Origin of the sequence: Arthrobacter sp. H35-D1 (assembly GCF_030063185.1) — a bacterium.
Lineage (GTDB): Bacteria > Actinomycetota > Actinomycetes > Actinomycetales > Micrococcaceae > Specibacter.
In genome coordinates this window covers 193395-205606 of record NZ_JASISP010000002.1, presented here as the reverse complement: position 1 = coordinate 205606, position 12212 = coordinate 193395, and the positions used below count along the sequence as shown (strand labels likewise).

Below are 12212 nucleotides of genomic sequence, written 5' to 3'. Positions count from 1 at the left end.
CCGGGGTGAGGCTTGAATGCTGCCTTGGGAACGCAAAAGCGCCGCCCCCAAGGGGAGCGGCGCTTTTGCTGATCGGGCTGTGCTGAAACCCTAGATCTGGCGGGACAGGATGGCCTGCTTGACCTCTGCGATGGCCTGGGTGACCTGGATGCCGCGGGGGCATGCTTCAGTGCAGTTGAAGGTGGTGCGGCAGCGCCACACGCCTTCCTTGTCGTTGAGGATTTCCAGGCGCATGTCGCCGGCGTCGTCGCGCGAATCAAAGATGAAACGGTGTGCGTTGACAATGGCGGCCGGGCCAAAGTACTGGCCGTCGGTCCAGAACACGGGGCAGGAAGAGGTGCACGCGGCGCACAGGATGCACTTGGTGGTGTCATCAAAACGCGCGCGCTCTTCAGCGGACTGCAGGCGCTCCTTGGTGGGGGCGTGGTCGCGGTTGACAAGGAACGGCATGACCTCGCGGAAGGACTGGAAGAACGGCTCCATGTCCACAATGAGGTCCTTCTCCACGGGCAGGCCCTTGATGGGCTCGACCAGGATCGGCTTGGACGTGTCAAGGTCCTTCAGCAGCGTCTTGCAGGCCAGGCGGTTGCGGCCGTTGATGCGCATGGCATCGGAACCGCAGACACCGTGTGCACAGGACCGGCGAAAGGACAGCGAACCGTCCTGCTCCCACTTGACCTTGTGCAGGGCATCCAACACGCGGTCGGTGCCGTACATGGTCATGGTGAAGTCTTCCCACTTGGACTCTTGGGAGAATTCGGGGTCGTAGCGGCGAACGCGCAGGGTGACCTCGAAGGTGGGGATTTCCCCGCCACCGCCGAGGTGGGCGGGAAGTTCAACCTTGGATGCCGGCTCCGGGGCGGTTTCGGCAGTTTCGATGTTGCTCATTAGTACTTCCTTACCATCGGCTGGTAGCGCGTGACGACAACGGGCTTGGTCTCCAGACGGATTCCGGCGATGTTCTCGGCGGAACTTTCGGTGGTGACCGCCACATCCTTGAATGCCATGGAGTGTTTCATGAACTTCTCGTCGTCGCGATCCGGGAAGTCCTCGCGGTAGTGTCCACCACGGGATTCCTGGCGGTGCAGGGCGGCAACTGTCATGACCTTGGCCAGTTCCAGCAGGAAGCCCAGTTCAACGGCCTCGAGCAAGTCAAGGTTGAAACGCTTGCCCTTGTCCTGGACGGTGATCCGCGAGTAGCGCTCCTCGAAGGAGGCGATGTCGGCCAACACCTTGTCGATGGAGGTGGCCGTGCGGAACACCTGCATGTTGGCATCCATGGTGTCCTGCAGTTCCTTGCGAATCATGGCAACCTTTTCGCCGCCGTCGGAGATGCGAACGTGCTCCAACAGGGCCACCGTGTCAGCCTCCGGGTTCTCCGGCAGGTCCACGAAATCGGCGCCCTTGGCGTATTCGGCGGCGGCCACTCCGGCGCGCTTGCCAAACACGTTGATGTCCAACAGGGAGTTGGTGCCCAGGCGGTTGGAGCCGTGGACGGATACGCAGGCCACTTCACCGGCTGCGTACAGGCCGGGGATGATGGTGTCGTTGTCCTGCAGGACCTCGGTGGTGATGTTCGTGGGAACACCGCCCATGGCGTAGTGGGCCGTGGGGAACACGGGGACCGGCTCCGTGTAAGGCTCCACACCCAGGTAGGTGCGGGCAAATTCGGTGATGTCCGGCAGCTTGGCGTCAATGTGCGCCGGCTCCAGGTGGGTCAGGTCAAGGAGCACGTAGTCCTTGTTCGGTCCGCAGCCGCGGCCTTCACGAACTTCGTTGGCCATGGACCGGGCCACGATGTCACGCGGTGCCAAGTCCTTGATAGTCGGGGCGTAGCGCTCCATGAAGCGCTCACCTTCGGAGTTGCGCAGGATGGCGCCCTCACCGCGGGCGGCCTCGGAGAGCAGAATGCCCAAACCGGCCAGGCCTGTCGGGTGGAACTGGAAGAACTCCATGTCTTCCAGCGGGATGCCCTTGCGGAACGCAATGCCCATACCGTCGCCGGTCAGGGTGTGGGCGTTGGAGGTGGTCTTGAAGACCTTGCCCGCGCCGCCGGTGGCCAAAATGACGCTCTTGGCCTGGAACACGTGCAGTTCGCCGGTGGCCAGGTCGTAGGAGACCACGCCGGCTATCCGCTTTTGCAGGTAGACGGTGCCGTCTTCGCGGGTGGCTTCCTCATCCACTGTGAGCAGGTCCAAAACGTAGTACTCGTTGTAGAACTCAACGTTGTGCTTGACACAGTTTTGGTACAGGGTCTGCAGGATCATGTGGCCCGTGCGGTCCGCTGCATAACAGGCGCGGCGCACAGGCGCCTTGCCGTGGTCGCGGGTGTGGCCACCGAAACGGCGCTGGTCAATGCGGCCCTCGGGCGTGCGGTTGAAAGGCAGGCCCATCTTTTCCAGGTCAATGACGGCGTCGATGGCTTCCTTGGCCATGATCTCCGCAGCGTCCTGGTCCACCAAATAGTCGCCGCCCTTGACCGTGTCAAAGGTGTGCCATTCCCAGTTGTCTTCTTCCACATTGGCCAGTGCCGCGCACATGCCGCCCTGGGCTGCGCCGGTGTGCGAACGGGTGGGGTAGAGCTTGGTCAGGACGGCGGTGTGGGCACGCTGGCCGGATTCAATGGCGGCACGCATTCCTGCGCCACCGGCCCCGACGATTACGACGTCGTATTTGTGGACCTGCATACTGGATGCTCTTTCTCTCATTTACTGCATTAAAAACTGGTGTTCACTTCATGCGTTCCCGAAGCCAAGGCCCCAGGGCATGTTCCTTGAGGGTGGGTCAGGGAACGGTGCAGAAGGACGGAAGATCAATGACGGCGCCCGGAGGGCAAGGGTCAAAGGTGAAGATGACCAGGGTGCCCAAAACAATGATGACGGTCGAGGCAACGTACAGCACGGCCTTGAGGGTCATGCGGGTGCCGTCGCGCTCGGCGTAGTCGTTGATGATGGTGCGCACGCCGTTGCTGCCGTGCAGCATGGCCAACCACAACATGGCCAGATCCCAGATCTGCCAGAAGGGGTCGGACCACTTGCCGGCGACGAAACCAAAGTCAATGGCGTGGATGCCTTCGCCAACCATCAGGTTCACAAACAGGTGCCCGAAGATCAACACGATCAGCACCACGCCGGAGAGACGCATGAACAACCAAGCGATCATCTCAAAGCTGGAGTGCGAGGCCTTGTTGCGCTTGTATTTGGGCGACTGCGCGCTGTTGGAGCGGGGCGCAGCGATGGAATTCGAGCTCATGCTAGTTCCCTCCGAAGAAATTGGAGAAGACAATGGTGAGGTGGCGGATCAGGAACGGAATCATCGTCACTGCCCACAAGCCGAGCACGGCCCACAGCATCTGGCGCTGGTACTTCGGCCCCTTTTTCCAGAAGTCGACGGCAATGATGCGCAAGCCGTTAAAGGCATGGAACACGATTGCTGCGACGAGGGCGGCCTCGCCCAACCCCATGATGGGGTTCTTGTACGCCCCAATAACTGCTGTGTACGCTTCCGGAGACACTCGCACCAAAGAGGTGTCCAGGACGTGCACCAACAAGAATATAAAAATCACTACACCGGTAATCCGGTGTCCCACCCAGGACCACATGCCTTCTCGGCCGCGGTACAGAGTGCCAGCTGGTTTTGTCGGCACTGAATAAACCTTCCCTGCATCACCGTTGCGCTGGCGTGGTTCCACGCGGGGAAACGCACACGGCGTGAGCACTCATACTTGAGCCTAAATTTAGGCTTAGCTAACAGCATATTCAACTTAGGCATTCCTTGCCCTATGCAGTAAATCACAGCTTGGTCTCAAATCGTTGTTGTATAAGGGGCAGCAGCTGCGTCGGGAAGCACGACGGCGGGCTGCGGGACTGCGACCCTGGGCGAAAGTTTGCTGCCAAACGGCCACGGCTTCGGGCAACCGTGCCCTTTGATCGCTTATGGTTGAGATGATGAATACGCAAAATTTGCCTGCTCCGGGATCCTCCGCAGCGGACCCCATGGACAGGTTTTATGCAGTGATCCCGGCGGGCGGGGTGGGTACCAGGCTGTGGCCGTTGTCGCGGGCTGCGGCGCCGAAGTTCCTGCATGACCTCACCGGCAGCGGCAGCACCCTGATTCGTGCCACCTATGATCGGCTGGAGCCGATCAGTGGCAGCAGGGTCCTGTTGGTGACGGGGGACGCGCACCGGGAAGCGGTGTGCCGTCAGCTTCCCGAGGTTGCCGATGAGAACCTGGTGTTGGAGACCGAGCCGAAAGATTCCGGTGCGGCGATTGGTTTGGCGGCGGCGATTCTGTTCCTGCGCGACCCGGACACCATTATGGGTTCCTTTGCCGCGGATCAGGTCATTAGCCCGGTGGAAAAGTTTCAGGACGCGGTCCGTGAGGCCATTTACACGGCAGCTACCGGGAAGATTGTCACGATCGGCATCAAGCCCACCCATCCCTCGACTGGTTTTGGTTACATTCGCACCGGGGAGCCTCTGGTGGTGGCTGGCGCTCCGAGCGCGCATTCGGTGGTGAAGTTCGTGGAGAAGCCGAGCCGGGAAGTCGCCGAAACGTACCTTGCCAGCGGTGAGTACAACTGGAATGCGGGCATGTTCGTGGCGCCGGTGGAATTGATGCTGCGGCACTTGAAGGCGAATGAGCCCGAACTCTACGAGGGCCTGATGGAAATTGCGTTGGCCTGGGACACTCCGGAACGGGTGGCCGTGAAGAAGCGGGTGTGGCCCACCTTGCCGAAGATCGCCATTGACTATGCCGTGGCGGAACCGGCGGCCGATGCCGGTGACGTGGCAGTGATTCCGGCGGACTTCAGCTGGGACGACGTGGGTGACTTCGCCGCGATCGCCCGGCTCAGCAGCGCCAAGGAAGTCAAGGACGTGAAGGTCATTGGCGAAGGCGCCCGAGTCTTCACCGAGGACAGCACCGGGATCGTGGTCTCGGACACCAAACGCGTCATCGCGCTGATCGGCATCCAGGACGTCGTGGTGGTGGACACCCCCGACGCCCTTCTTGTCACCACGCGCGCCCACTCCCAACTGGTGAAAAACGCCGTCGCCGGACTCAAGGAACAAGGCGACACCGACGTTCTCTAGTCCCCAATCCCTCCCCAACGGCGTCCGCTGGCGCGTACCCCGTTGGGGCCCCTCGGGATCGTGGGCCCAGTACGCCCCTCCCACTGCTCGCAAGCTCGCGCCGGAGTCCCTCGCGGCCGTGGGCCCAGCACGGTCCACTACGCTGGCGCAAGCCGGGAGTAATGGGCGTACACCAATGACGTCACAGCCGCCGGAAATGGTTAGAGTTTGAAGTGTGCGCAATTACTCGCTGGAAACAGAACAGACTGAGCTGGTAGGCCCGTGGCTTGAGCCCTTGTTGGAAGAGGTCGTTGAATTCAGGCGCGACCTCCACGCCCACCCGGAGCTGTCGTTTCAGGAGTTCCGCACCTCGGGCAAGATCTACGACCGCCTGGTAGCGGCTGGCCTTTCCCCGCGCCGCCTCGACGGCACGGGAGTCATCGTGGATGTGGGGGAGGGGCCCATTTCGACGGCGTTGCGCGGGGACATTGATGCCCTGCCCATTGTGGAGGAGACGGGCTTGCCGTTCGCCTCCCGGAACCACGGCGTCACCCACGGCTGCGGCCACGACTTCCACACCGCCTCCATGCTGGGCATCGCTCTGGTGCTGGCCAAAATGCACGAACACACCCCGCTGGGCGGGCGCATCAGAATCATCTTCCAGCCGGCCGAGGAAACCATGCCCGGCGGGGCGCTTTCCTGCATCGACCAGGGAGCCTTGGACGGCGTGCCGCGCATCATGGCGCTGCACTGCGACCCTCGTGTTGAAGTGGGCAAGATTGGCACGCGGATCGGGCCCATCACCAGTGCCTCGGACACCATCAAGATTGAACTTTCCGGCCGTGGCGGCCATACCTCGCGCCCGCACCTGACCGAGGACCTGGTGTTCGCGCTGGCACAGATCGCCATCAGCGTCCCGGCCGTGCTGTCCCGCCGGGTGGATGTCCGCAGCGGCGTCTCCGTTGTGTGGGGCCAGATTCATGCCGGTTCGGCCCCGAACGCCATCCCTGGCCAGGGTGTCATGGCGGGCACCATGCGCTGCCTGGACCGTGAAGCCTGGCATGCTGCGGGGGAGCTGCTTGACGACGTCGTGCAGCAGGTTGCGGCGCCCTTTGGCGTGGACGTGCACCTTGAACACACCCGCGGGGTGCCTCCGGTGGTCAACTCCGAACACGAAACAGCTGTCATCGAAGCCGCGGCCCGTGCCGAACTGGGCGAGGACACAGTGGTGCTGGCGCCGCAGTCCATGGGCGCGGAAGATTTCGCCTGGTTCCTGCAAGGCATTCCGGGATCCTTGATGCGGCTGGGCACCCATGTCCCGGGCGGGGAGGAGTACGACCTGCATCGAGGCGACTACATCGTCGACGAGCGTGCACTCTCGGTCGGCATCCGCGTGCTCTGCGCTGCTGCCCTGCGCACGTTGCGCGACCCCGCCGATCAGTAGGGCCCACCAGTAGGGCCGATCAATAGGGTCGATCAACAGGGCGGCGGTTGGCGAATCACTTTTATGTAACGGTTCCCCAACGATGGACCAAGGTTCCCGTGGAACACTACCGGCCGGTAGAGAAGTCGCACTAAGGTATGTTGCATAGCGCCGCAATGCAGGGGTGCGCCGAGGCAAGCGGGTTCCCGCCACCGATTCGAACAATGCCGTTCCAATCGTGGGGGACGGCCCCGCACGTGTCTTCGGAGCCCTTCCTCCACTACGGCGGCCCCACACCACATGGAGGAACCGTGAAGAAACTGCTTCTGGACACCGTCAAGCGCGGAGCCATCGTCGGAACGGTGGCAGTGAGCGCCCTCGCGTTGCTGCTCACCAGCTGCGGCGAAGCCCCGCCCGCACCAGGCGGTGGCGGCACGGAAAAGGCGGCGGCCGCAGACTTTCTGGGCTGCATAGTTTCCGACTCCGGCGGATTCGACGACCAGTCCTTCAACCAGTCGTCCTATGAGGGCATGAAAATGGCTGTCAAGGATCTGGGCATCAAGATGAAGGAAGCCCAGTCCGCCAGCACTGCGGATTTTGTGCCGAACCTGAACCAGATGGCCAGCGCCGGCTGCAACCTGACGGTCACCGTGGGCTTCCTGTTGGCCGAGGCCACCGCCGCTGCGGCCAAGGACAACCCCGATCTGCACTACGCGATCATCGATGACGACACCATCAAGGCCGACAACGTGAAGCCGGTGGTTTACGACACCGCCCAGGCCGCGTTCATGGCAGGGTACGTTGCGGCGTCGGTGTCCAAGACGGGCAAGGTCGGCACTTTCGGCGGCATCAACATCCCCACCGTCACCATCTTCATGGACGGATTTGCCGAGGGTGTGAAGTACTTCAATGAAAAGCAGGGCAAGGACGTGAAACTCCTTGGCTGGGACTCGGCCAAGCAGCAGGGCTCCTTCGCGAACACGTTTGAGATCATCCAGGAAGGCACCAAGATCACGAACAACTTGATCTCCGAAGGCGCCGATGTGGTCATGCCGGTTGCCGGCCCGCTTGGCAAGGGTGCCGGCGATGCCATCCTGGCCGCGAACAAGGGCGGCAAGGACGTCAAGCTTGTCTGGGTTGACTCCGACGGCTTCCTCACAGCCCCCACCTACAAGTCCATCCTGCTGACCTCGGTCATCAAGACGATGGGCCAGGCAGTGGAATCCATTGTCAAGGACGATGTCGACGGCAAGTTCGACCCGACCCCATACGTCGGAACCTTGGACAACGGCGGAGTCGCACTGGCCCCGTTCCACGATCTTGACTCGGCCGTCAGTGCCGACACCAAGAGCCAGCTTGAGGAAATCAAGGCCGGCATCATCGACGGGTCCATCAAGGTCGAATCCAAGTCCAGCCCGAAATAAGCGTCAACCGGGGCTCGCCTTTGCGAGCCTCACATGGCCCGTGCCGCATCACCAGCATCATCCGGTGGTGCGGCACGGGCAATGCAGCCGCCTGGCATCATGAAGCTATTGCGAGGCAACCATCCGCAGACGGGCTAAAAACGTTGAAACTTGAACTACGGGGCATCACCAAGAGCTTTGGCACCCTGGTGGCGAACGACCACATCGACTTGACTGTGGAGACTGGGGAGATCCACAGCCTGCTCGGCGAAAACGGCGCCGGGAAATCCACTTTGATGAATGTACTGTACGGCCTGTACGCACCCACGTCCGGGGAGATCCTCATTGACGACGTGCCGGTGCGCTTTTCCGGCCCCGCGGACGCCATGGCGGCTGGCATCGGGATGGTCCACCAGCACTTCATGCTTGTCCCGGTGTTCACTGTGGCGGAAAATGTTGCACTCGGCGCTGAATCCACCTCCTTCGCCGGCATCCTGAATTTGGAGGAGACGCGGAAAAAGGTCCGCGAAATCTCCGCCAGGTTCGGCTTCAACGTTGACCCGGACGCAATGGTGGGCGATCTCCCGGTGGGTGTTCAGCAACGGGTGGAGATCATCAAGGCGCTGGTGCGCGACTCCAAAATTCTGATTCTTGACGAGCCCACAGCCGTGCTCACGCCGCAGGAAACCGACGAGCTCATGGACATCATGGGCCAGTTGCGCGAAGGCGGCACGTCCATCGTGTTCATCTCCCACAAGTTGCGCGAGGTCAAGGCCGTCTCGGACACCATCACCGTGATCCGCCGCGGCAAGGTGGTGGGGTCCGCGCCCCCGTCCACCCCCACCACGGAGCTCGCCACCATGATGGTGGGCCGCGCCGTGAACCTGTCCTTGGAGAAGGAAACGGCCACTCCCGGAGAGGAAACGTTCAAGATCACTGCCCTGACGGTGATGAACGACGCCGGCCAGAGACTTCTCGACAACGTCACCCTGGGCGTCTCCCAAGGCGAGATTCTGGCGGTGGCCGGCGTACAGGGAAACGGGCAGAGCGAGCTGACCGAAGCAGTGCTGGGCTTGCACAGGCATGTCCGGGGCTCCATCACCTTGGAAGGGCAGGAACTGCTGGGAAAGAGTGTCCGTCGGATCCTGGATGCAGGGGTGGGGTTCGTGCCCGAAGACCGCTCCGACGACGGACTGGTGGGGGATTTTTCCATCGCCGAGAATCTGGTCCTGGACCTGTACAAGCAGGCTCCTTATTCCAAGCGCGGCACCATGAACCGTGCCGTTGTCGCGAAAAATGCGGAGGAAAAGGTTGCCGAGTTCGATGTCCGGGCCCAGTCGCCCCAGGACCCGGCACACACACTCTCCGGCGGCAACCAGCAAAAGGTGGTGCTGGCCCGGGAACTCTCCCGGACGCTGAAACTGTTCATCGCCTCCCAGCCCACCCGCGGCGTGGACGTGGGGTCCATTGAATTCCTGCACAAGCGCATCGTGGCAGAGCGGGATTCCGGAACTCCGGTGCTCATCGTCTCGACGGAGCTGGACGAGGTGCTGGAACTGGCCGATCGCATCGCCGTGCTCTTCGGCGGACGGCTCATGGGCATTGTGCCCGGAGACTCCAGCCGCGAACTTCTTGGGCTCATGATGGCAGGGCTGCCCGTGCAGGAAGCACGGGAACAGATTGACCAACAAGGCACGAAAAACCAAGGCACGAACAAGCAGGGCACGACCAACGGCGAAGGGATGGAACCATGAGCGAGCCGGAAATCCTGCCCCCCGCGGGAGCACTGGACAGCAAGGAGGCCGGGGCCGGGGCCGGTGGCCCGAAGGCGCCGTGGAAGACCGACAACGAGGCAAACGGCAGTCAGCTGATGCGGGAAATCGTCAGCGGCAACGCGATGATTTCCGTTTTGGCCGTGCTGGTTGCCCTTGTCATCGGAGGGGTGCTCATCGCCGTCACCGACGAACGGGTTGTCACCGCCTTTGGCTACTTCTTCAGCGATCCGGGGGCCACCTTCGGTGCCATCTGGGCCGCCATTTCAGATGCCTACGGAGCCTTGTGGCGCGGGGCCACCTACGATCCGGGCTCCCGGACCTGGCAGGGCCGGTTGGGCATTTTTGAAACCCTCACTTTCGCCACGCCGCTGATTTTGTCCGGACTGGCCGTGACGCTGGCGTTCCGGGTGGGCCTTTTCAACATTGGTGCGCAGGGCCAAATCATCCTGGGTGCCACCTTTGCCGGCGTCGTCGGTTTCATGATGGAACTGCCTCCGGGCATCCACCTGGCGGCAGTGGTGCTGGCGGGCGCGCTCGGCGGGGCCCTCTGGGGCGGGATCGCAGGATTCCTGAAGGCAAAGACCGGGGCGCACGAGGTGATCGTGACGATCATGCTCAACTACATCGCCATCTCGCTGGTCCTGTACCTGCTCAAGAACCAGCTGCGCGACCCCTCCAGCAGCAACCCCATCAGCCCGCGCATGCATGAAAGTGCCATGTTCCCGCTGCTGCTGGGTCCCAACTACCGGGTGCACGCGGGCCTGATCCTGGCCGTTGCCGCCGTCTTTGTGGTGTCCTGGCTGCTCAACCGCTCAACCCTGGGCTTCGAATACCGTGCGATTGGCGCCAACCCGCGCGCAGCCCGTACGGCCGGCATGCTCGTGTCCCGCGGTTACATCACCGTCATGCTGATCTCCGGTGGACTGGCCGGCCTGGCAGGCGTGACCCAGCTGGCCGGGACGGAAAAAATCCTGGATTCAGACGTCGCCGGCAGCATTGGCTTCGACGCCATCACCGTTGCCCTGCTGGGGCGTTCCAAGCCGTGGGGCACGTTCTTCGCCGCACTCTTGTTTGGTGCGTTCAAGGCAGGGGGCACCTCAATGGCTGTCAACGCCGATGTGTCCATTGACATTGTGGCCGTGGTGCAGTCCTTGATTGTGCTGTTCATCGCCGCGCCGCCATTGGTGCGTTCCATGTTCCGGATCAAGGAAGTACGCCGCGAAGGAGTCCCAGCATGAGCATCGCCGCCCCAACAGACACCGGCAAGGTGCTGGACGCCGTTGCCATCCGCAGCTGGAAAATGCCGATCCTGCTCGGAGTCCTGACGCTTTTCGCCGTCGTTGTCTTCATTGTGCTCGGTCCCGACGGCACCGCAACATTCCGTCTGTCCACCAGCAACGACGCCTGGCAGCTGCCCAATGTGGTGCTGCCCGCCAAGGCCCTGGGGATCCTGGTCGCGCTGATCTGCGCAGCCCTGGCATACTTGGCCTACAGCCAGACCAAGACCCGCGGTCGCATCGACACCTGGGTGGTGGTGACGTTCACTGTGGTGTTTGTGGTGGGCTTGATGGTGTGGATCATCGGCGGCACCACCACACAGAACATCACGCTCGTGGGACTCTTCACCGGCGCCATGCTGATCACCACGCCGCTGGTGTTTGGCTCCATGTCCGGGGTGCTGTCCGAACGTGCCGGCGTGGTGAACATCGCCATCGAAGGACAGCTGCTGGCGGGGGCCTTCACTGCGGCACTGGTTGCCTCCATCACCCACAACGCCTATGCCGGCCTGATTGCTGCAGCCGTGGCCGGTGTGCTGGTCTCGGTGCTGTTGGCGTTGTTCAGCATCAAGTACGTGGTGAACCAGATCATTGTCGGTGTGGTGTTGAACGTACTGGTCTCCGGCCTGACCGGGTTCCTGTTCGAAAAGATCATGAAGAACAAGGTGGACGGGGTCACCATCTTCAACAATCCTGCCCACCTGCCCAACATCCCCATCCCGCTGCTTTCGGAGATTCCCATTATTGGGCCCACCCTGTTTCGGCAGTCGATCATTGGCTACTTCATGCTGATCCTTGTCGCGGCCCTCTGGTTTGGCCTGTTCCGGACCCGGTGGGGACTGCGCGTGCGTGCCGTGGGCGAGCACCCCAAGGCGGCTGACACGGTGGGCATCAATGTCAACCGCACGCGTGTGCTCAACGTGCTGGCCGGCGGCGCCGTGGCGGGTGTGGGCGGGGCCTACTTCACGCTGGTGGCGGTCAGCAGTTTCAGCAAGGACATGACGGGCGGGTTGGGGTTCATTGCCTTGGCGGCGTTGATCTTCGGCCGGTGGAACCCCATAGGGGCCGCGCTGGCTGCACTGCTCTTCGGGGTGGCCGGGAACCTGCAAAGCATCCTCTCGCTGGCTGGCACACCGATCGACGGCCAATTCCTGGCCATGCTGCCCTACGCGCTGACCATTCTGGCCGTGTCCGGCTTTGTGGGCAAGGCCATGGCCCCGGCTGCCGACGGCGAACCGTACATCAAGGAGTAGGAACAGGAG

General features: G+C 62.4%; 10 protein-coding genes. 6 read left to right on the top strand and 4 right to left on the bottom strand.

Annotation, left to right across the window (positions count from 1 at the left end):
• Positions 1-90 precede the first annotated feature (90 nt).
• The 4 genes from QMG25_RS04315 to sdhC form a co-directional block, all read right to left on the bottom strand.
• Positions 91-888, bottom strand: coding sequence for a succinate dehydrogenase iron-sulfur subunit (locus tag QMG25_RS04315; protein ID WP_283457558.1), 798 nt, complete (start codon positions 886-888; stop codon positions 91-93).
• Positions 888-2687, bottom strand: coding sequence for a succinate dehydrogenase flavoprotein subunit (sdhA, locus tag QMG25_RS04310; protein WP_283457556.1), 1800 nt, complete (start codon positions 2685-2687; stop codon positions 888-890). The genes QMG25_RS04315 and sdhA overlap by 1 nt, the downstream gene beginning before the upstream one ends.
• A gap of 97 nt (positions 2688-2784) precedes the next feature.
• Positions 2785-3252 carry a succinate dehydrogenase hydrophobic membrane anchor subunit gene (locus tag QMG25_RS04305; protein WP_283457554.1) on the bottom strand — a complete coding sequence of 156 codons (468 nt, stop codon included), beginning with the start codon at positions 3250-3252 and terminating at the stop codon, positions 2785-2787.
• Between the two features lies 1 nt (position 3253).
• Positions 3254-3646 carry a succinate dehydrogenase, cytochrome b556 subunit gene (gene sdhC / locus QMG25_RS04300; RefSeq protein ID WP_283457553.1) on the bottom strand — a complete coding sequence of 131 codons (393 nt, stop codon included), beginning with the start codon at positions 3644-3646 and terminating at the stop codon, positions 3254-3256.
• Between the two features lie 301 nt (positions 3647-3947).
• Here sdhC and QMG25_RS04295 point away from each other — a divergent pair, with 301 nt between their 5' ends.
• The 6 genes from QMG25_RS04295 (at position 3948) to QMG25_RS04270 (ending at position 12203) form a co-directional block, all read left to right on the top strand.
• Entirely contained in the window at positions 3948-5093 is a 1146-nt protein-coding gene (locus QMG25_RS04295) for a mannose-1-phosphate guanylyltransferase (RefSeq protein WP_283457550.1), read from the top strand.
• Between the two features lie 214 nt (positions 5094-5307).
• A complete protein-coding gene (locus QMG25_RS04290) occupies positions 5308-6516 on the top strand; it encodes an amidohydrolase (RefSeq protein ID WP_283457548.1) in 1209 nt (402 codons plus the stop codon).
• A 290-nt stretch (positions 6517-6806) separates the two neighbouring features.
• Entirely contained in the window at positions 6807-7919 is a 1113-nt protein-coding gene (locus tag QMG25_RS04285; protein ID WP_502866343.1) for a BMP family lipoprotein, read from the top strand.
• Between the two features lie 143 nt (positions 7920-8062).
• Positions 8063-9652, top strand: a complete 1590-nt coding sequence (locus QMG25_RS04280; RefSeq protein WP_283457547.1) for an ABC transporter ATP-binding protein — start codon at positions 8063-8065, stop codon at positions 9650-9652.
• Positions 9649-10911, top strand: a complete 1263-nt coding sequence (locus tag QMG25_RS04275) for an ABC transporter permease (protein ID WP_283457545.1) — start codon at positions 9649-9651, stop codon at positions 10909-10911. Before QMG25_RS04280 ends, QMG25_RS04275 begins: the two co-directional genes overlap by 4 nt.
• Positions 10908-12203, top strand: a complete 1296-nt coding sequence (locus QMG25_RS04270) for an ABC transporter permease (RefSeq protein ID WP_283457543.1) — start codon at positions 10908-10910, stop codon at positions 12201-12203. Before QMG25_RS04275 ends, QMG25_RS04270 begins: the two co-directional genes overlap by 4 nt.
• Positions 12204-12212 lie beyond the last annotated feature (9 nt).